Genomic DNA, 18,655 nt, shown 5'->3' on the forward strand with positions numbered 1-18,655 from the left:
TGAACGCGAAACCAGCAGCAGATGTTCGGAGTGTATTGCCGACCGTCGAGGATTCCGCGACGGTGGCGCCGTGACCAACCTCGACACGCTCGCCGTCCACGCCGGCCGCGCCGGCCTGGGCGCGCTCGGCGTCCACGCGCTCCCGCTCGACCTCTCCACGACCAACCCGCTGCCCAGCATCGACGCGGGCGGGGAGTCCTACGAGTCGATGGCCACCGGCGGCCACCCGGCCGACGGCGGCATGGTCTACCAGCGGCTGTGGAACCCGACCGTCGCGCGCTTCGAGGAGGCTCTCGCCCGGCTCGAGCACACCGACGAGGCGGTCGCGTTCTCGACGGGGATGGCCGCGGTGACGGGCGCGGTGCTGGCCGCTGTCGCGGAGGGAGCGGGACGCCACGTCGTCGCCGTGCGCCCGCTCTACGGGGGCACCGACCACCTGCTCGCCTCCGGGATGCTGGGGGTGGAGACCACCTACTGCGCGCCGCACGAGGTGGCGGCCGTCGTACGCCCCGACACCTGCCTGGTCGTCCTGGAGACCCCCGCGAACCCGACCCTCGAGCTCGTCGACCTCGACGCCGTCGTGGCGGCCGCCGGCGCGGTGCCGGTGCTGGTCGACAACACCTTCGCCACCCCGGTCCTGCAGAACCCCGCCGACCACGGCGCGGCGCTGGTCCTGCACAGCGCCACGAAGTACCTCGGCGGCCACGGCGACGCGATGGGCGGCGTCGTCGCCTGCTCGCAGGACTGGGCCGCCGCGCTGCGCCGCGTCCGCGCCGTCACCGGCGCGCTCCTGCACCCGATGGGCGCCTACCTCCTCCACCGCGGCCTGGCCACGCTGCCGCTGCGGGTGCGTGCCCAGCAGGAGGGCGCCGGCAAGGTCGCCGCCTGGCTGGCCTCGCACCCCGCCGTGCGCGAGGTCTTCTGGCCGGGCCTCGCCGAGTGCGACCCGCTCGGGCTCGTGGGTCGCCAGATGCGCGGTCCGGGCGCGATGCTCGCGTTCCGCGTCGAGGGCGGCTACGACGCCGCGTCGCGGGTGACCGAGGCGGTCGGCCTCTTCACCCATGCGGTCTCGCTGGGGGGTGTGGACTCGCTGGTCCAGCACCCGGCCGCGCTGACCCACCGGCCGGTGGCCCCCGAGGCGAGGCCCGGCGCCGACGTCCTGCGCCTCTCGATCGGCCTCGAGGACCCCGAGGACCTGTGCGCCGACCTCGGCCGGGCGCTGGACGGGGCCTCGCGACCCTGACAGCGGCGGTGTCATGATCCCTCGCATGACGTACGAGCTGGGGCAGGGGACCGGGCCGCTGCGGGGCGTGAAGGTGGTGGAGATCGCCGGGATCGGGCCCGGGCCGCACGCGTGCATGGTGCTGGCCGACCTCGGTGCCGACGTGATCCGCGTGGACCGGCCGGGCGGCAACCCGCTGTCCGCCGGCGGCAAGGACCTGCTCAACCGCGGTCGCCCGAGCGTCGCGCTCGACCTCAAGCGCCCCGAGGCCGTCGCCGCCGTGCTCGACCTGGTCGAGCGGGCCGACGTGCTGGTCGAGGGGATGCGGCCCGGCGCGGTCGAGCGGCTGGGGCTCGGTCCGGAGGACTGCTGGGCGCGCAACCCGCGACTCGTCTTCGGGCGGATGACCGGGTGGGGCCAGGACGGGCCGTGGAGCCAGGTCGCCGGGCACGACATGAACTACATCGCGATCAGCGGCGCCCTCCACGGCCTCGGCCAGGACCGCGAGCGCCCGCACTTCCCGAGCAACCTCCTCGGCGACTTCGGGGGCGGGTCGACGTACCTCGTGATCGGCGTGCTCGCCGCGCTTCTCGAGGCGCGCACCAGCGGCCGCGGTCAGGTCGTCGACGCGGCGATCGTCGACGGCACCGCCCACCTCAACGCGATGACGTCCACCTTCGCCGCGCTCGGGCTCGACTCCGGCCGGCGCCGCTCGGGGCTCCTCGACGGGGGCACTCCCTGGTACGACCTCTACGAGACCTCGGACGGTCGGCACGTGAGCGTCGGTGCGCTCGAGCCGCAGTTCTGGGCCGAGCTGGTCGCCCGGATCGGGATCGAGCTGCCCGACCGCGACGACCCCGCCAACCTCCGCGCCATCCGCGAGGCCTTGACCGCCCGGTTCAAGGAGAGGACGCAGGCCGAGTGGGCCGAGGTCTTCGACGGCACCGATGCCTGCGTCGCGCCCGTGGTGCCGCTGGCCGATGCCCCGGACCACCCGCACCTCGCCGCGCGGGGCACCTTCGTCGCAGCCGACGGTGTCACCCAGCCGGCGCCCGCCCCGCGGTTCTCGCGGACCGCCCCGACCCTCGGCCGCCCGCCCGCGCAGCCCGGCGAGCACACCCGCGAGGCGCTCGCCGCCTGGGGCGTCGACGACGTGGACGCGCTGCTCCACTCCGGCGCCGCCGTGCAAGCCTGACCCCGTGCGCCCCTTCCTCTTCCTCGGCACCCGCGCCGAGGACGACGTCGCGCAGCAGGAGTACGACGCCGTGCTGGCGGGATGCGGCCTGCACGCCGACGAGCTGGTCCGGGTCCGCCTCGAGCAGCGCTCCCTCGGCGAGGTCGACCTCGCCGACTGGTCGGGCATCGTCCTGGGCGGTGGCCCCTTCAACGCATCGGACCCCGAGGACGCGAAGTCCCCGGCCCAGCGCCGGGCCGAGGCCGACCTGCGCGTGCTCGCCGAGCGGGTCATCGCCGCGGACTTCCCGTTCCTCGGCGCCTGCTACGGCATCGGCGTGCTCGGCGGTCTGGGTGGCGGGGTCGTCGACCGCACCTTCGGCGAGCCCATCGGCGCGCTGCCGGTCACCCTCACCGCGGACGGGCGGGTCGACCCGCTGTTCGGGGTGCTGCCGGCCGAGTTCGCGGCCTACCTCGGCCACAAGGAGGCCGTGTCCCGGCTGCCCGAGGGGGCGGTCCTGCTCGCCTCCACGGAGACGTGCCCGGTCCACGCCTTCCGGCTCGGGCGCAACGTCTACGCCACGCAGTTCCACCCCGAGCTCGACGCGGTCGCCATCTGCGACCGCATCGACGCCTACGGCGCGCACGGCTACTACGAGCCGCACGAGCGCGAGTCCCTCAAGGCGGCTGCGCGCGAGGCGATGGTGACCGAGCCGGTCCGGCTGCTCGCGAGGTTCGTCGAGCTGTACGCCCGGGGCTGAGGTCGGGACGTTCGGCCCTACGGCGGCCGAGCCCGCCCGCCTAGCGTCGTGTCATGGACGAGCCGATCACCGCGATGAGCACCGAGGAGTGCTGGGCCTTCCTCGGCCACCAGGAGCTCGGGCGGCTGGCCTACCACCTCCTCGAGGAGGTGCACATCGTGCCGGTCAACTACGCGGTCGAGCACGACCCGGACGCCGACCGTCGTACGCTGCTGTTCCGCACTGCCGAGGGATCCAAGCTCATCGGCATGATCATGAACGCCGACGTGGCCTTCGAGGCCGACGAGCTCGATGAGGACACCGCCACCAGCGTCATCCTCCGTGGCCGCGCGCGGGTGCTGGACGAGCACGAGGAGCACCGCGCCGAGGACCTCCCGCTCCGGCCCTGGGTCCCCACCCTGAAGTACAACGTCGTGGAGCTCGAGGTCGCCGAGATCAGCGGTCGCCGCTTCGAGCTCTCGCGCCCGTGGCGGCACATGATCCCGGAGTGACGTGCAACTGCGAGTTACACCGCGCCCGGGGATCGCCTAGTCTCAGAACGTGACCGACCACGTCGACGTGCTGATCATCGGCGCCGGGCTCTCCGGCATCGGCGCCGCCGCGCACCTGGCCAAGGACCTGCCCGCGACGTCGTACGCCGTCCTCGAGCGGCGCGGGGCCAGTGGCGGCACGTGGGACCTGTTCCGCTACCCCGGCGTCCGCTCGGACTCGGACATGTTCACCCTCGGCTACCGCTTCCGCCCGTGGCGCGGCACCACCTCGCTCGCCGACGGCGCCTCGATCCTGCGCTACGTCCGCGAGACCGCGCAGGCCTACGGCGTCGACCGCCACATCCGCTACGGCCACCACGTGACCTCGGCCGCCTGGGACAGCGCCACCGCGCGCTGGACGGTGACCGCCGAGGTCGACGGCGAGACCAGGCGGCTCACCGCCGACTTCCTCTGGGCGTGCAGCGGCTACTACGACTACGACCAGGGCTACGCCCCGCGCTTCGAGGGCCAGGAGCGGTTCGGCGGCCCCGTCGTCCACCCGCAGCACTGGCCCGAGGACCTCGACCACACCGGCAAGCGGGTCGTGGTCATCGGCTCCGGGGCGACCGCGGTGACGCTGGTCCCGGCGCTGGCCGCCGGCGGCGCCGCCCACGTGACGATGCTCCAGCGCTCGCCGACCTACGTCCTCCCGCTCCCCGCGGAGGACGGGTTCGCGCGTCGGGCCCGCCGGGTGCTGGGCGACCGGCTGTCCTACCCCCTCGTGCGCGCCAAGAACATCGGCGTCGCGACCGCGCTCTTCCAGCTGAGCCGGCGTCGTCCGGGGCTCGTGCGCCGCCTGGTCCGCGCCGCCAACGTGAAGCTGCTGCCCGAGGGCTACGCGGTCGACACGCACTTCAGGCCGACCTACGACCCGTGGGACCAGCGGCTGTGCCTGGTGCCCGACGGCGACCTGTTCCACGCGATCCGCCGCGGGGAGGCCGACGTGGTCACGGACCGGATCCGCACCTTCACCGAGACCGGCATCGAGCTGGAGTCGGGCGAGCACCTCGAGGCGGACGTCATCGTCACCGCGACGGGGCTCAACCTGCGGGTCTTCGGCGGTGCCGAGCTCGTCGTGGACGGTGCGGTGGTCAAGCCCCACGAGACGATGGCCTACCGCGCGATGATGCTGAGCGGCGTGCCCAACTTCGCCTTCACCATCGGCTACACCAACGCGTCCTGGACGCTGAAGGCCGACCTCGTCGCGGAGTACGTCGTCCGCCTGCTGACGCACCTGCGCACGACCGGCGCGCGCAGCGTGGTGCCCGTGCGCGACCCGTCCGTGGGCGAGGTGCCGCTGATGGACTTCGACGCCGGCTACGTCCAGCGGGTGATCCACACCCTGCCGCGCCAGGGCGACGTCGCGCCGTGGCTGCTGCGGCAGAACTACCTCCACGACTCCCGCACGCTGCGGCACGGGAAGATCGAGGACGGCGTCCTGTCCTTCCGGTGAGGGAATCACGACGGCTCCGATCTGGTTGACTGTTCAACCACATCGTCCGGAGGTCCCCATGCCCAGCTCGTCCGCCCACCCGTTCCCCGATCCCGTCGTCGCCTGGGCCGGTGGCGCCGACCGCCCGGACCTCCCGCTCGTGGTGCTGCTCCACGGCCGCGGTGCCGACGAGCGATCGATCCTCGGGCTCGCCGACCACCTGCCCGGCCCCTCCGCAGCGTCGTACGCCGCCGTGCGGGCGCCGATCGGGGAGGGCGGCGGCTACGCCTGGTTCGCCAACCGGGGGATCGGCCGGCCGCTGCCCGAGTCGCTGGCCGCGACGACCGCGTGGTTCCGCTCCTGGCTCGACGAGGTCGCACCGCAGGGCCGTCCCGTCGTGCTCGTCGGCTTCAGCGGCGGCGCGGCCTTCGCCGGGGGCGTCCTGCTCGACGACCCCGCACGCCTGGCCGGCACCGCGGTCCTGCACGGCACGCTGCCATTCGAGGACGCCGGCGTCGACGTCTCCGCCGGCCGGCTCGCCGGCTCGTCGGTCTTCCTCACCCACGGTGATGCCGACGCCGTCATCCCGCTCGAGCTGCAGGCCCGCACCTGGTCCTGGCTGCACGACGAGTCCGGCGCGACGCTGACGTCGCGGCGCGACCCCGGCGGGCACGCGCTGTCCGCGGAGACCGTCGCCGAGCTGTCCGAGTGGCTCGCCGCGCGCGTGCGCACCGAGGCCTGAGGGAGGATCACGAGATGACCCGCGACGAGTCCTTCGACGTCCTCGGCACGCGCGAGCACCCCTCGTTCGGCCTCGACACCTTCGGTGACGCGCCCGTCGGCGCAGCCCCGGGCAACCACCCCGCGACGATCCGTGAGGTCGTCGCCGAGGCGGCGCTCGCCGACCGGGTCGGCGTCGACTACATCGGGATCGGTGAGCACCACCGCCCCGACTACGCCATCTCCGCACCCGACGTGGTGCTGGCCGCGATCGCCGGGCAGACCGAGCGGATCCGTCTCGGCACGGGGGTGACGGTGCTCTCGAGCGACGACCCGATCCGGGTCTACCAGCGCTTCGCCACCCTCGACGCCGTCTCCGGCGGGCGTGCGGAGGTGCAGCTGGGGCGCGGCTCCTTCATCGAGTCGTTCGCGCTCTTCGGCCTCGATCTCCAGGACTACGACCGGCTGTTCGCCGAGAAGCTTGACCTCTTCGCCGCGCTCCAGTCCGAGGGCCCGGTGAGCTGGGAGGGCACGATCCGGCCCCCGCTCGAGGGCACGCGGGTCTACCCGACGACCGCCGCCGGCCGGCTGCCGGCGTGGATCGCCGTCGGGGGCACCCCCGAGTCGGTGGTGCGGGCCGCGAAGTACGCGATGCCGCTGGTGCTCGCGGTGATCGGGGGTTCCCCCGAGGGGTTCGTGCAGTTCGCCGACCTCTACCGCCGGGCGCTGGCGCAGTACGGCCACGGCGAGCTGCCGGTCGGCATGCACTCGCCCGGTCACGTCGCCGCCACCGACGAGGAGGCCAAGGAGCAGCTCTACCCCCACCAGGCCGAGCTCTTCACCCGCCTGGGCCGCGAGCGCGGCTGGGGCCCCTACAGCCGCACCGCCTTCGAGCAGGGCGCCTCGCCCAAGGGCGCGCTCTTCGTCGGCTCGCCCGACACCGTCGCCGCCAAGATCGCCTGGGCGGTCCGCGCGCTCGGGCTCTCGCGCTTCCAGCTGAAGTACTCGGTCGGCCAGCTGCCGCACGAGCAGCGGATGGAGTCGGTCCGGCTCTACGGCGAAGAGGTGATCCCGCGCGTCCGCGCGCTCCTCGCCCAGGACTGACGGTCCAGACATCTGCCCCATTTGTGGAAGCGCTCCCAAGCACTTGAACGTGACAATCCTGCTGGTCATTGACACGTGATGTGACCCCGGTCATAGTGATGCACGGACGGAAGTGGAAGCGCTCTCACACCACGCTCACCGTCCATCTCCAGGCCGGACACCCCGTCCGGCGCTTCGCAGGACGGCAGGAGTGCAGTGGTGCAGACACGGAAGACCCGGCGGGTGCGACTCGCCACGAGCGCGCTCTTGGCGCTCACCCTCGCCTCGACCGCGGCCGCGTGCGGCGGCGGCGACGACGACGCCAGCTCGGACGGCACGACCACGATCAGCGTGGCGACGTTCAACGAGTTCGGCTACGAAGGCCTCATCGACGAGTGGAACGCCTCCCACGACGACATCAAGATCAAGCAGGTGAAGGTCGGCACCTGGGACGACGCCAAGGCCAACCTCTTCACCAAGCTGGCGGCGGGCTCCGGCCTGTCCGACGTGGAGGCCATCGAGGGCGACGCGATGCCGGCGATCATGGCCGAGAGCGACGCCTTCGTCGACCTCACCGATCCCGAGCTCGACGGGCGGTGGCTGGACTGGAAGGCCGCGGCCGGCACCAACTCCGACGGCCAGATGATCGGCTACGGCACGGACGTCGGCCCCGAGGGCATCTGCTACCGGGCCGACCTGTTCAAGAGGGCCGGTCTCCCCACCGACCGCGACGAGGTCGCCAAGCTGATGGGCACCTGGGACGACTACTTCGCCACCGGTGACACGTTCGTCAAGGCGATGCCCGACACCGCCTGGTACGACTCGTCCGGCGGTCTCGCCCAGGCGATGCTCAACCAGGTCGCGAACCCCTTCGAGACCGACGACGCGACGGTCGACGTGGAGAACCCCGAGCTCGAGGCCGTCTACAAGACGGTGACCGGCAACGTGGACCGCGGCCTGTCCTCCAGGATCGCCCAGTGGGGCGACGACTGGACGGCCCAGTTCCAGAACGACGGCTTCGCCACGATGGCGTGCCCGGGCTGGATGATGGGCATCATCGAGGGCAACTCCGAGGGCGTCGACGGCTGGGACATCGCCAACGTGTTCCCGGGTGGCGGCGGCAACTGGGGCGGCTCGTTCCTCACCGTCCCCGCCCAGGGCAAGCACCCCGACGAGGCCAAGGAGGTCGCCGCGTGGCTGACCGCTCCCGAGCAGCAGGCCAAGGCCTTCAAGGCGGTGGGCGCGTTCCCCAGCCAGGTCGAGGCCCAGGACTCCCCGGAGGTCGCCGAGGCCGTCAACCCGTTCTTCAACGATGCGCCGATCGGCACGATCACCGCTGACCGCGCCGCAGCCATCACGGTGCAGCCCTTCAAGGGTCCGAAGTACTCGGACATCCTGACGGCCTTCCAGGCGGCGGTCACGCGTGTCGACGACGGCTCGAAGGACCCCGACGCGTCGTGGGAGCAGTTCCTGGCAGACGTCGAGGCGCTCGGCTGAACGTCCTGTCCACTCCACGAGCGAACGGCGCGACGTGAGCACACAACTCCCCATCCGGGGTGGCGACATCGAGGAGATGTCGCCGCCCCGGCGGGGCGACCGACCCGGCCGCCCCGCCACCCCGCCCTGGCGGCAGCGGCTGCACCGGATCGACTACCGGCTCTCGCCCTACCTCTACATCGCGCCGTTCTTCCTGCTCTTCCTCGTCATCGGCATGTTCCCGCTCGGCTACACCGCGTGGGTCTCGGTCCACGACTGGAGCCTGCTGGGGGGCAAGGGCGACTTCGTCGGCCTGGCCAACTACCGCGAGGTGCTCGACAACCCCTACTTCACCAAGCAGCTGGTCAACACGATCAGCATCTTCCTCATCTCCTCGATCCCCCAGATCCTGATCGCCCTGGCGCTCGCCGGCCTGCTCGACAACCAGCTGCGTGGGCGCACCGTGTGGCGGATGAGCGTCCTGCTGCCCTTCGTGGTCTCCCCCGTCGCGGTGGCGATCATCTTCGGGAGCCTGTTCGGCGACCGCTACGGCCTGGTCAACCAGGTCCTGGGCGCGGTGGGGATCGACAACATCGCCTGGCACACCAACCGCCTCGCCAGCCACGTGGCCATCGCCAGCATGGTCAACTGGCGATGGACGGGCTACAACGCGCTGATCTTCCTGGCGGCGATGCAGGCCGTGCCGCGCGACCTCTACGAGTCGGCGTCGATCGACGGCGCGGGGCGGGTGCGCCAGTTCGTCTCGATCACCGTCCCGATGATCCGCCCGACGATGATCTTCGTCATCATCACCTCCACCATCGGCGGACTCCAGATCTTCGCCGAGCCCCGGCTCTTCGACGAGACCACCACCCGCAACGGCGGCAGCGACCGGCAGTTCGGCACGATCACGATGCTGGTCTACGACTTCGGCTGGCAGCTGCGCGACCTCGGACGAGCCTCCGCGACGGCCTGGCTGCTCTTCCTGGTCATCTGCCTCTTCGCGGTGGTCAACCTGATCCTGATCCGCCGCATCGGCTCCCTCGGCGGTGACCGATGAGTCGCCGGCCCGGGTTCCTCGTCTACGGCCTGCTGGCCGCGTTCGCGCTCGGCTCCGCGGCCCCGCTCTACTGGTCCTTCCTGCTCGGTTCGCAGACCAAGGAGGTCGCGGCCCAGGGCACCCCTCCGCCCCTGCCCGGAGGCCACTTCCTGGCCAACGCGCAGCGGGCGATGGACTCGATCCCGTTCTGGAAGGCGCTGGGCAACAGCCTGCTCGTCTCGTCGGTGGCCGCGTGCTCCGTCGTCTTCTTCTGCACGCTCGCCGGCTACGCCTTCGCCAAGCTCCGCTTCCGCGGCAACGGGCCGCTCCTGGTCTTCGTCATCGCGACGATGGCCGTCCCGACCCAGCTCGGCGTGGTCCCGCTGTTCATCCTGATGTCCAAGCTCGGCTGGGCGGGCAGCACCTTCTCGGTGATCCTGCCCTGGCTGGTCACGGCGTTCGGCGTGTTCTTCATGCGGCAGTACCTCGTCGACGCCGTGCCCGACGAGCTGATCGAGGCCGCCCGCATGGACGGGTGCTCGCAGATCCGCACCTTCGTGGCGGTCGCCGTCCCGGCGGCGCGACCGGCCGCGGCCATCCTGTGGCTGTTCACCTTCATGCAGGTGTGGACCGACTTCTTCTGGCCCCTGATCGCGCTTCCGCCCGACAACCCCACGATCCAGGTGGCCCTCAACCAACTCCAGAGCGGGTACTTCAAGGACTTCAGCATGGTCCTGGCCGGGACGCTCCTGGCCACCGTCCCGCTCCTCGTCTTGTTCGTCGTCGCCGGCCGCCAGCTCGTGTCCGGCATCATGCAAGGAGCAGTCAAGGGATGAGTGTGCAGAGCAAGCCGGAGACGGCCGACGTGACCCACGGCGAGGCGCGGTTCCCGCGCGACTTCGTGTGGGGCATGGCGACCGCGTCCTACCAGATCGAGGGTGCGGTCGCCGAGGACGGGCGGACCCCCTCCATCTGGGACACGTTCTCCCGGGTCCCCGGAGCCATCCTCGGCGGGGACACCGGCGAGGTCGCCTGCGACCACTACCACCGGATGCCGGCCGACGTGGGCCTCCTCGCCGACCTCGGCGCCACGTCGTACCGCTTCTCGGTGGCGTGGCCGCGGGTGCGGCCCGACGCGGGGCCGGTCAACCCGGCCGGCCTCGCGTTCTACGACCGGCTGGTCGACGAGCTCCTCTCCCACGGCATCGCGCCGTGGCTCACGCTCTACCACTGGGACCTGCCGCAGGTGCTCGAGGACGCGGGCGGCTGGACCAGCCGGGACACCGCGCACCGCTTCGTCGACTACGCCACCGCGGTCTACGACGTGCTGGGCGACCGGGTGCCGACGTGGACGACGCTCAACGAGCCGTTCTGCTCCTCGCTCCTGGGCTACACCGCGGGCCACCACGCGCCCGGACGCCAGGAGGGTGCGGCCGGCCTGGTCGCCGCGCACCACCTGCTGCTCGCCCACGGGCTGGCGACCGAGGAGCTCCGCAGCCGCGGCGACGACGTCCGGTTCGGGCTGAGCCTCAACCTCACGGTGCCCGACCCGAGCGACCCGAACGACCCGGTCGACGTCGACGCCGCGCGGCGCATCGACGCCCTGCACAACCGGCTCTTCCTCGACCCGGTCTTCCGGGGCTCCTACCCGGCCGACCTGCTCGAGGACACCGCACACCTCGAGTGGCAGGGCCGCCCCTGGTACGACGTCGTGCGCGACGGCGACCTGGCCGCGACCTCGACGCCGATCGACGTCCTGGGCGTGAACTACTACCACGGCAACGAGGTCTCGGGGCACCCGCGCACCGACGTCGTCGGCATCGGCGCCGACCACCCCGACCGGGTCGCGCTGTCGCCGTTCGTCGGCTCGGAGCACGTCACCTTCCCGAGCCGCGGGCTGCCGGTGACCGACATGGGCTGGGAGATCCAGCCCGAGGGGCTCCACCGCCTGCTGCGCCGCCTGCACGACGACTACCCGCACCTGCCGATCTACCTCACCGAGACCGGTGCGGCCTTCGCCGACCGGCCCGGCGCCGACGGCGAGGTGCACGACCCCGACCGCATCGCGTTCCTCGACGCCTACCTCCGCGCCGTCCACCGCGCGGTCGAGGAGGGCGTCGACGTGCGCGGCTTCTTCCAGTGGTCGTTCTGCGACAACTTCGAGTGGGCCTTCGGCTACGCCAAGCGGTTCGGCCTGGTCTACGTCGACTACGAGACCCAGCAGCGGATCCCCAAGTCGAGCGCCCGGTGGTACGCCGAGGTGTCGCGCACCGGCACGCTGCCGACGACCGAGGGCTCGGCCCACTAACGTGGCGCGCGTGACCCCCCAGCGGACCCCCCTCGGCTCCGGGACCCCCACCCTGGACGAGGTGGCCCGCGTCGCCGGGGTCTCGCGCGCCACCGCCTCGCGTGCCATCAACGGAGGCCAGCGGGTCAGCGCCCGCGCCCAGTCCGCCGTCGACCTGGCGGTGCGCGAGCTCGGCTACGTCCCGAACCCGGCGGCCCGGAGCCTGGTCACCCGGCGTACGGACTCGATCGCGGTGGTCGTGCCGGAGCCCGACGACCGGGTCTTCTCCGACCCGTTCTTCGCCGGCACGCTGCGCGGCGTCAACCGCGTGCTCGCCGAGCGCGACATCCAGCTCGTGCTGCTGCTCGCGCGCCCGGGCGCGTCGACGGCGCGGACCCTGCGCTACCTCACCAACCGGCACGTCGACGGCGCGCTGGTCACCTCCCACCACCGCGACGACCGGCTCGCCGAGCACCTCGCCGACATCGGGCTGCCCTGCGTCTTCGGCGGCCGGCCGTGGACCGGTGGCGACCGGGTGGCCTACGTCGACACCGACAACACCGGCGGGGAGCGGGAGGCCACCGAGCTGCTGATCGCCCGGGGTTGCGCGCGCATCGGCACGATCGCCGGACCGACCGACATGACCGCGGCGGAGGACCGGCTCGCCGGCTGGCGCCAGGCGATGGCCGCGGCCGGGCTGTCGGCCGACGCGGTCGAGCACGGCGACTTCACCGAGCGCAGCGGCGAGGCCGCCGCCCGTGCGCTGATGGAGCGCCACCCCGACCTCGACGGCCTGGTCGTCGCCTCCGACCTGATGGCCGTCGGCGCGCTGCGGGTGCTGGCCGAGATGGGGCGACGCATCCCCGACGACATCGCGGTCGTGGGCTACGACGACCTCGGGGTCGCCGAGCGCACCGCGCCGCCGTTGACCACCGTGCGCCAGCCGGTCGACGAGATGGCCGAGCGCGCGACGCGCCTGCTCCTCGAGCGGGTCGACGGCGTCGACGGCAGCCACCCCGTCCGCCTGATCATCCCGCCGACGCTCGTGCGGCGCGTCAGCGCCTGAGCCCGACCCCTCGGCCCAGGTCGGCACGGCTCAGGCCAGCGACGACACCAGCTCCTCGACCCGCCGCCGGATCTCGTCCCGGATCGGCCGGACGGCCTCGATCCCCTGGCCGGCCGGGTCGTCGAGCGCCCAGTCCTCGTAGCGGGTGCCGGGGTAGAACGGGCAGGCGTCGCCGCAGCCCATCGTGATGACGACGTCGGAGGACTCCACGGCCGCGTCGCTGAGCAGCTTGGGCTGCCGGCCGGCGATGTCGATGCCGACCTCGGCCATCGCCTCGACCGCGACCGGGTTGATGCTGTCCGCAGGCGCGGACCCCGCGGACAGCACCTGCACGCGGTCGCCGGCGAGGTGCTGCAGCCAGCCGGCGGCCATCTGCGAGCGCCCGGCGTTGTGGATGCAGACGAACAGGACGGTGGGGGTGCTCATCACGGGATCTCCTGCGTGGTCGGGACGTGGGGGAAGTGCTTGCGCAGGGCGAGGCTGACGTAGACGAGGCCCACCAGCACGGGCACCTCGATGAGCGGTCCGACGACTCCCGCCAGCGCCTGGCCGGAGGTGACGCCGAAGGTTGCGATCGCGACGGCGATGGCGAGCTCGAAGTTGTTGCCGGCTGCGGTGAAGGCGAGCGTCGTGGTGCGCTCGTACGTCATGCCGAGCGCGCGCCCGAGGGCGAAGCCGCCACCCCACATCAGGGCGAAGTAGGCGAGCAGGGGGAGCGCGATCCGCGCCACGTCCAGTGGCTTGCTGGTGACCTGGTCGCCCTGCAGCGCGAAGAGCACCACGATCGTGAAGAGCAGGCCGATCAGCGCCCACGGCCCGACACGCGGCAGGAACGCCGACTCGTACCACTCACGGCCGCGCAGCCGTTCGCCGTAGGTCCGCGACAGCCAGCCCAGGACGAGCGGAACGCCGAGGAAGATCAGCACGGACTTGGCGATCTGCCAGGACGAGACGTCGAGCGCGGCGCCGCCGAGCCCCAGCCACGAGGGCAGGACCTCGAGGTAGAACCAGCCGAGACCGGCGAAGGCGATGACCTGGAAGACCGAGTTCAGCGCGACCAGCACGGCAGCGGCCTCGCGGTCGCCGCACGCCAGGTCGTTCCAGATGATCACCATGGCGATGCAGCGGGCCAGGCCCACGATGATCAGCCCGGTGCGGTAGGCCGGCAGGTCGGGGAGCAGCAGCCAGGCCAGGGTGAACATCAGCGCCGGCCCGACGAGCCAGTTGAGCACCAGCGACGCCACGAGCATCCGGCGATCGGCGGTCACGGTGTCGAGCCGGTCGTAGCGCACCTTGGCCAGCACCGGGTACATCATCACGAGCAGGCCGATCGCGATGGGCAGCGAGATCCCGTCGACCTCGACCGCGGACAGGGTGTCGCCCAGCCCGGGCACGGACCGTCCGAGCAGGAGGCCGGACGCCATCGCCAGCCCGATCCACAGCGGCAGGAAGCGGTCGAGCGTCGAGAGCCGCTCCACGACGTGGGTGTCGGCCGGGGCGCTCATGCGCTCCCGCCGATGAGTGCCGCGACGTCGGCCAGCACCTCACGGCGTACGGCGTAGTAGACCCACACGCCCCGCTTGGAGCGGTCGAGGAGCCCGGCGTCGTGCAGCACCTTGAGGTGGTGGCTGATGGTCGGCTGCGAGAGGTCGAAGGCGTCGTTGAGGTCGCAGACGCACGCCTCACCTCCCTCGCTCGCAGCGACGATCGAGACCAGCCGGAGCCGGACCGGGTCGGCGAGCGCCTTGAGCAACGGCGTCAGGCGCTCGGCGTGCTCCAGGGAGATCGGCTCCCGGAGCAGCGGTGAGCAGCAGGCAGCGGTCTCGACGGGCGTCAGGGTGAGGTGGGACTTCGACACAGATCAATATTGACATACGTCTATGTCTGGTGCAATCTCAGACATAGACATTCATCTATGTGAAGGAAGGCCCGCCATGTCCCGCCTGCAGCTCGCCCTCAACGTCGACGACCTCGCCACGTCGATCGACTTCTACTCCACGCTCTTCGGCACCGAGCCCCACAAGGTGCGCCCGGGCTACGCCAACTTCGCCGTGGCCCAGCCGCCGCTCAAGCTCGTCCTCATCGAGAACCCCGGTCAGGGCGGCAGCGTCAACCACCTCGGTGTCGAGGTCGAGGACGTCGACACCGTCGACGCGGAGCTCACCCGCCTGGGCGCCGCCGGCTTCGCCACCACCGAGGAGCGCGACACGACGTGCTGCTACGCCAAGCAGGACAAGTTCTGGGTGCAGGGCACGCCGGACGGCGAGCGCTGGGAGGTCTACACGATCACCGACGACCTCACCCAGGTCGAGGCCGCGGCTCCTGCCGAGGCGACCTGCTGCGCCTGACCGGCCCGCACCACGAAGGCAGTTCGGGCGGGCGGTGTGCCTCGTGAGCGTGGCTGCCCGGTCGTCGCGCGCGAACTGCCTGCATGGTGTCGACGGGTCGATGCCGGGCGCCTGAGTCGGCTCACATCATGCCGGATTCTCCGGAACACCACGCGTCACGCTAGTGTTGGCAACTCAGACGCCCGGCCGGTCTTGCCCCGGGCGCAGGTCCGCTCGAACGCTCAGCGGGACCTTTCCTCACTCTGAGGCACGTTTGCCGCTGCCCGTCGATCCAGACGCCGAGCGGCCCACGGTGGCGAGACGCCAACCGAAAGCAACTCACATGAACTTCGCCGAACTCGGCGTGCCCTCCTCGCTCGCGCAGATCCTGACGCAGCAGGACATCACCACCCCCACGCCCATCCAGGCCGCGACGCTGCCCGACAGCATCTCCGGCCGCGACATCCTGGGCCGCGGTCGCACCGGCTCGGGCAAGACCTACGCCTTCCTCCTGCCGCTGGTCGCCCGGCTCGACGCGAGCAAGCTGCCCGCGATGCCGCGCAAGCCCCGTGCGCTGATCCTGGCCCCGACCCGCGAGCTGGTCGGGCAGATCCACGCGTCCCTCGCACCGCTCGCGAAGGCCGCCGGCCTCTCGACCGTCGTCATCTACGGCGGCGTGGGCCAGGGCCCGCAGACCACCGCGCTCAAGAAGGGCGTCGACGTCGTCATCGCCTGCCCCGGCCGCCTCGAGGACCTCATGGGCCAGGGCTACGCCGACCTCTCCGCGGTCGAGATCACCATCCTCGACGAGGCCGACCACATGGCCGACCTCGGCTTCCTGCCCGGCGTGCGCCGGATCATGGACAAGACGCCCCGCACCGGGCAGCGGATGCTGTTCTCCGCCACGCTCGACAAGGCGATCGACGTCCTGGTGAAGCGGTTCCTCACCAACCCCGCCGTGCACGAGGCCGATTCGGCCCAGTCGCCGGTCGGCACGATGCACCACCACGTGCTGCACCTGAGCCGTGACCAGCGCGTGCCCGTGCTGGTCGACCTCACGAGCGCGCCGGGCCGCACGGTCGTCTTCACCCGCACCAAGCACGGCGCCAAGGCCCTGACCCGCCAGCTCAACAAGTCGGGCGTCCCGACGGTCGAGCTGCACGGCAACCTGTCGCAGAACGCGCGCACCCGCAACATGGCGGCGTTCCACGCCGGCGAGGCCAGCACGCTCGTCGCCACCGACATCGCGGCGCGCGGCATCCACGTCGACGACGTGGCACTCGTGGTGCACGCCGACCCCCCGGTCGAGCACAAGGCCTACCTGCACCGCTCCGGTCGTACGGCGCGTGCCGGCGCCGAGGGCACCGTCATCACGCTGATGACAGACGAGCAGCAGCGCGACGTGCGCGACCTGACCCGCCTGGCCGGCATCAAGCCGACCACCACGAAGATCAGCGGCCCGGGTCACCCGATGCTCGTCGAGCTGGCCCCGGGCGAGCGCACGCTCGTCCCCGGCGGCCTCGTCGTCGACGTGCCCGTCTCCACCGGTGGCGGTGGCCGCTCGACGGGCGCCAACGCCCAGCGCAAGCGGGCCCGCAGCTCGGGCCAGACCAACGGCACGTCGCGTCGTGGCAACCCGACGACCTACACCACGGAGAGCGGCGGCAGCGCCTCCGCCGGCGGCGGCCAGCGCCGGCGCTCCGGCGGCGGCTCGTCGGCCGGCGGTCAGGGTGGCGGCAATCGTCGTCGCTCCGGCGGCGGTGGCCAGTCCGGCCAGCGCAGCAGCGGTGGCCACAGCGCCTCGTCGTTCAGTCGCGGTCGCTGACCCGCAGTCCCACACGCGCCTCACTGGCCCCTGAGTCTCTCGGAGACTCGGGGGCCAGCGTCGTTCCGCGTCGTGCCCATCCGGATCACGGCCGGTGAGGAGGCCTTCCTAGAGTGGACGCCATGCGCACCTTCATCCGCCGATCGCTGTGGGACGTCGTCCCGCGCGACCAGCGCGACACCGACACGGCCTTCCGGCGGCGGCAGCTCGTCGCTGCCGTCGTGGTGCTGGTCGGTGCCGGTGTGCTCGGCTGGTCGCTCCGGCTCGAGCCCGGCGGCACCACGTTCTACGTCGCTGCCGTCGTGCTCGCCGGAGTCTGGGCAGCCGGCGCGTTCCTGTCCGGCCGCCTGCACCTGGGCCGGATCGCCGGCGAGGGGGAGCTCTTCGTCCGCCCGATCCTCGCGCCGATCCTGCTCGGCCTCGTGCTCGTCGGGATCTTCGTCCTCGGCTCGCTCGTCGTGCGGGAGATCCCACCGCTGGCCGACTACGTCAGCTCGGTGCTGGAGTACGCCGACGAGGGCTCGCTGACGCTCCTGGCGGTCATCACCTTCTTCAACGGCATCGCCGAGGAGCTGTTCTTCCGGGGCGCGATGTATGCCGCGATCCCGCGACACCCGGTCCTGTGGACCACCCTCGCCTACGTCGTGGCGACCCTCGCCACCGGCAACGTGATGCTCGCCTTCGCCGCCATCCTGCTCGGTGCGGTGTGCGGACTCGAGCGGCGCGCGAGCGGTGGCGTGCTGGCACCGATCCTGACCCACATCACGTGGTCGCTCTCGATGCTCTTCCTGCTACCCCTTCTGTTCGCCTGACGCGGCGCGCTCGGCCAGGGCACGGCGCACCGACTCCTCGTAGGTGAGGAGCTCGCCCGGCACCACGTCCTGGATCGAGGTGTCGCGGACGACGACCTCGGTGGACATCGAGTCGATGAGGTTGCGGCCGGTCGTGACGTCGACGTCGGTGACCAGTGCGAGCCACCGCGAGGACAGCCCGGGGGTCAGCAGCGGGACGACCACGATCGGGATCGAGCGACCGTTCATCTGCTGCGCCGCGCCCTGGAGCATCTCGCGGTAGGTGAGCTGCTCGGGACCGCCGATCTCGAACACCCGGCCGAGCGCCTCCTCCTCGCCGACCACCCCGGCGAGGTAGCGCACCACGTCGTCGATGGCGATCGGCTGGGTGCGGGTGCCGACCCACTTCGGGACCACCATCGCCGGGAGGTTCTTGACCAGCTGGCGGGTCAGCTCCCACGAGATGCCTCCGTGACCGACGACGATCGCGGCGCGCAGCACCGTGACCGGCACGCCGTCGGTGCCGAGCAGGCCCTCGACCTCGCGGCGCGAGCGCAGGTGCGCCGACAGCCCCTGGTCGTCGTCGTCGCCGAGACCGCCCATGTAGACGATCTGCTGCAGGCCGGCCGCAGCGGCGGCAGCGCTGAAGTTCCGCGCCGCCTGGGCGTCCTTGCGCTCGAAGTCCGGGTCGTCGAGCGAGTGGACGAGGTAGATCGCCACGTCGACGCCGTCGAGGGCGGGACCGAGCGAGTCGGCGTCCATCACGTCGGCGCCGACGGGTTCGCCCGGCCCGTCGTAGTCGTCCGGGCGGCGGGTCATCGCCCGCACGTCGTGGCCGGCGTCGATCAGGACGGGGACGAGGCGGCGGCCGATGAAGCCGGTCGCGCCGGTCACGAGGACAGTGCTCATGCACCCATGCTGTC

The 18,655-nt window shown here is 72.1% G+C and carries 19 protein-coding genes; 15 read left to right on the plus strand and 4 right to left on the minus strand.

Annotated features, from left to right (window positions below):
* The first annotated feature begins 70 nt into the window (after positions 1 to 70).
* The 12 genes from ASC64_RS00625 (at position 71) to ASC64_RS00680 (ending at position 12,789) form a co-directional block, all read left to right on the plus strand.
* Complete coding sequence (locus ASC64_RS00625) at positions 71 to 1,243, plus strand: trans-sulfuration enzyme family protein (protein WP_056905591.1); 1,173 nt, start codon at positions 71 to 73, stop codon at positions 1,241 to 1,243.
* 25 nt (positions 1,244 to 1,268) lie between these two features.
* Positions 1,269 to 2,417, plus strand: a complete 1,149-nt coding sequence (locus tag ASC64_RS00630; RefSeq protein WP_056905592.1) for a CaiB/BaiF CoA transferase family protein — start codon at positions 1,269 to 1,271, stop codon at positions 2,415 to 2,417.
* 4 nt (positions 2,418 to 2,421) lie between these two features.
* Positions 2,422 to 3,156, plus strand: a complete 735-nt coding sequence (locus ASC64_RS00635) for a glutamine amidotransferase (RefSeq protein WP_056905593.1) — start codon at positions 2,422 to 2,424, stop codon at positions 3,154 to 3,156.
* A gap of 53 nt (positions 3,157 to 3,209) precedes the next feature.
* Entirely contained in the window at positions 3,210 to 3,647 is a 438-nt protein-coding gene (locus ASC64_RS00640) for a pyridoxamine 5'-phosphate oxidase family protein (RefSeq protein WP_056905594.1), read from the plus strand.
* A 49-nt stretch (positions 3,648 to 3,696) separates the two neighbouring features.
* Positions 3,697 to 5,139, plus strand: coding sequence for a flavin-containing monooxygenase (locus tag ASC64_RS00645; RefSeq protein WP_056905595.1), 1,443 nt, complete (start codon positions 3,697 to 3,699; stop codon positions 5,137 to 5,139).
* Positions 5,140 to 5,197: 58 nt separating this feature from the next.
* Positions 5,198 to 5,860 (plus strand): alpha/beta hydrolase, encoded by a 663-nt coding sequence (locus ASC64_RS00650; RefSeq protein ID WP_056905596.1) that lies wholly within the window; start codon positions 5,198 to 5,200, stop codon positions 5,858 to 5,860.
* A 14-nt stretch (positions 5,861 to 5,874) separates the two neighbouring features.
* The gene (locus ASC64_RS00655; protein ID WP_056905597.1) at positions 5,875 to 6,942 is read left to right on the plus strand and encodes an LLM class flavin-dependent oxidoreductase; all 1,068 of its coding nucleotides are present in this window, start codon (positions 5,875 to 5,877) and stop codon (positions 6,940 to 6,942) included.
* 198 nt (positions 6,943 to 7,140) lie between these two features.
* On the plus strand, positions 7,141 to 8,418 hold the full coding sequence (locus tag ASC64_RS00660; RefSeq protein ID WP_056906221.1) for an ABC transporter substrate-binding protein: 1,278 nt from the start codon (positions 7,141 to 7,143) through the stop codon (positions 8,416 to 8,418).
* Positions 8,419 to 8,452: 34 nt separating this feature from the next.
* Entirely contained in the window at positions 8,453 to 9,457 is a 1,005-nt protein-coding gene (locus ASC64_RS00665; RefSeq protein ID WP_235563456.1) for a carbohydrate ABC transporter permease, read from the plus strand.
* On the plus strand, positions 9,454 to 10,272 hold the full coding sequence (locus ASC64_RS00670; RefSeq protein WP_056905599.1) for a carbohydrate ABC transporter permease: 819 nt from the start codon (positions 9,454 to 9,456) through the stop codon (positions 10,270 to 10,272). Before ASC64_RS00665 ends, ASC64_RS00670 begins: the two co-directional genes overlap by 4 nt.
* Positions 10,269 to 11,744, plus strand: a complete 1,476-nt coding sequence (locus tag ASC64_RS00675; protein ID WP_056905600.1) for a GH1 family beta-glucosidase — start codon at positions 10,269 to 10,271, stop codon at positions 11,742 to 11,744. Before ASC64_RS00670 ends, ASC64_RS00675 begins: the two co-directional genes overlap by 4 nt.
* Positions 11,745 to 11,754: 10 nt before the next feature.
* Positions 11,755 to 12,789 carry a LacI family DNA-binding transcriptional regulator gene (locus ASC64_RS00680; RefSeq protein WP_056906222.1) on the plus strand — a complete coding sequence of 345 codons (1,035 nt, stop codon included), beginning with the start codon at positions 11,755 to 11,757 and terminating at the stop codon, positions 12,787 to 12,789.
* A 30-nt stretch (positions 12,790 to 12,819) separates the two neighbouring features.
* On the opposite strand, the gene ASC64_RS00685 is transcribed toward ASC64_RS00680, so the two are convergent.
* The 3 genes from ASC64_RS00685 to ASC64_RS00695 are packed head-to-tail and all read right to left on the minus strand — an operon-like array spanning position 12,820 to position 14,647.
* Entirely contained in the window at positions 12,820 to 13,215 is a 396-nt protein-coding gene (locus ASC64_RS00685; RefSeq protein ID WP_056905601.1) for an arsenate reductase ArsC, read from the minus strand.
* A complete protein-coding gene (arsB, locus tag ASC64_RS00690) occupies positions 13,215 to 14,294 on the minus strand; it encodes an ACR3 family arsenite efflux transporter (RefSeq protein ID WP_056905602.1) in 1,080 nt (359 codons plus the stop codon). The genes ASC64_RS00685 and arsB overlap by 1 nt, the downstream gene beginning before the upstream one ends.
* A complete protein-coding gene (locus tag ASC64_RS00695) occupies positions 14,291 to 14,647 on the minus strand; it encodes an ArsR/SmtB family transcription factor (RefSeq protein WP_056905603.1) in 357 nt (118 codons plus the stop codon). Before ASC64_RS00695 ends, arsB begins: the two co-directional genes overlap by 4 nt.
* Positions 14,648 to 14,723: 76 nt before the next feature.
* Between ASC64_RS00695 and ASC64_RS00700 the strand changes: the two genes are divergently transcribed.
* The 3 genes from ASC64_RS00700 to ASC64_RS00710 all read left to right on the plus strand — a co-directional run bounded on the left by ASC64_RS00700 (position 14,724) and on the right by ASC64_RS00710 (position 17,753).
* The gene (locus ASC64_RS00700) at positions 14,724 to 15,137 is read left to right on the plus strand and encodes an ArsI/CadI family heavy metal resistance metalloenzyme (protein WP_056905604.1); all 414 of its coding nucleotides are present in this window, start codon (positions 14,724 to 14,726) and stop codon (positions 15,135 to 15,137) included.
* Between the two features lie 322 nt (positions 15,138 to 15,459).
* Complete coding sequence (locus tag ASC64_RS00705) at positions 15,460 to 16,941, plus strand: DEAD/DEAH box helicase (RefSeq protein WP_056905605.1); 1,482 nt, start codon at positions 15,460 to 15,462, stop codon at positions 16,939 to 16,941.
* A 122-nt stretch (positions 16,942 to 17,063) separates the two neighbouring features.
* The gene (locus ASC64_RS00710) at positions 17,064 to 17,753 is read left to right on the plus strand and encodes a CPBP family intramembrane glutamic endopeptidase (RefSeq protein ID WP_056906223.1); all 690 of its coding nucleotides are present in this window, start codon (positions 17,064 to 17,066) and stop codon (positions 17,751 to 17,753) included.
* Here the strand turns inward: ASC64_RS00710 and ASC64_RS00715 are convergent.
* Positions 17,733 to 18,641 (minus strand): NAD(P)H-binding protein, encoded by a 909-nt coding sequence (locus ASC64_RS00715; RefSeq protein WP_056905606.1) that lies wholly within the window; start codon positions 18,639 to 18,641, stop codon positions 17,733 to 17,735. The two genes, ASC64_RS00710 and ASC64_RS00715, sit on opposite strands and share 21 nt — an antisense overlap.
* Positions 18,642 to 18,655: the final 14 nt, after the last annotated feature.

Origin of the sequence: Nocardioides sp. Root122 (genome assembly GCF_001425025.1) — a bacterium.
In the GTDB taxonomy this organism is placed as follows: domain Bacteria; phylum Actinomycetota; class Actinomycetes; order Propionibacteriales; family Nocardioidaceae; genus Nocardioides.

What these genes read in the sequence shown, in the direction of transcription:
- ASC64_RS00700 (WP_056905604.1), top strand. Translation starts at nt 14,724, where the DNA reads ATGTCCCGCCTGCAGCTCGCCCTCAACGTCGACGACCTCGCCACGTCG.
- ASC64_RS00705 (WP_056905605.1), top strand. Translation starts at nt 15,460, where the DNA reads ATGAACTTCGCCGAACTCGGCGTGCCCTCCTCGCTCGCGCAGATCCTG.
- ASC64_RS00670 (WP_056905599.1), top strand. Translation starts at nt 9,454, where the DNA reads ATGAGTCGCCGGCCCGGGTTCCTCGTCTACGGCCTGCTGGCCGCGTTC.
- ASC64_RS00675 (WP_056905600.1), top strand. Translation starts at nt 10,269, where the DNA reads ATGAGTGTGCAGAGCAAGCCGGAGACGGCCGACGTGACCCACGGCGAG.
- ASC64_RS00715 (WP_056905606.1), bottom strand. Translation starts at nt 18,641, where the DNA reads ATGAGCACTGTCCTCGTGACCGGCGCGACCGGCTTCATCGGCCGCCGC.
- arsB (WP_056905602.1), bottom strand. Translation starts at nt 14,294, where the DNA reads ATGAGCGCCCCGGCCGACACCCACGTCGTGGAGCGGCTCTCGACGCTC.
- ASC64_RS00710 (WP_056906223.1), top strand. Translation starts at nt 17,064, where the DNA reads ATGCGCACCTTCATCCGCCGATCGCTGTGGGACGTCGTCCCGCGCGAC.
- ASC64_RS00640 (WP_056905594.1), top strand. Translation starts at nt 3,210, where the DNA reads ATGGACGAGCCGATCACCGCGATGAGCACCGAGGAGTGCTGGGCCTTC.
- ASC64_RS00655 (WP_056905597.1), top strand. Translation starts at nt 5,875, where the DNA reads ATGACCCGCGACGAGTCCTTCGACGTCCTCGGCACGCGCGAGCACCCC.
- ASC64_RS00685 (WP_056905601.1), bottom strand. Translation starts at nt 13,215, where the DNA reads ATGAGCACCCCCACCGTCCTGTTCGTCTGCATCCACAACGCCGGGCGC.
- ASC64_RS00650 (WP_056905596.1), top strand. Translation starts at nt 5,198, where the DNA reads ATGCCCAGCTCGTCCGCCCACCCGTTCCCCGATCCCGTCGTCGCCTGG.
- ASC64_RS00630 (WP_056905592.1), top strand. Translation starts at nt 1,269, where the DNA reads ATGACGTACGAGCTGGGGCAGGGGACCGGGCCGCTGCGGGGCGTGAAG.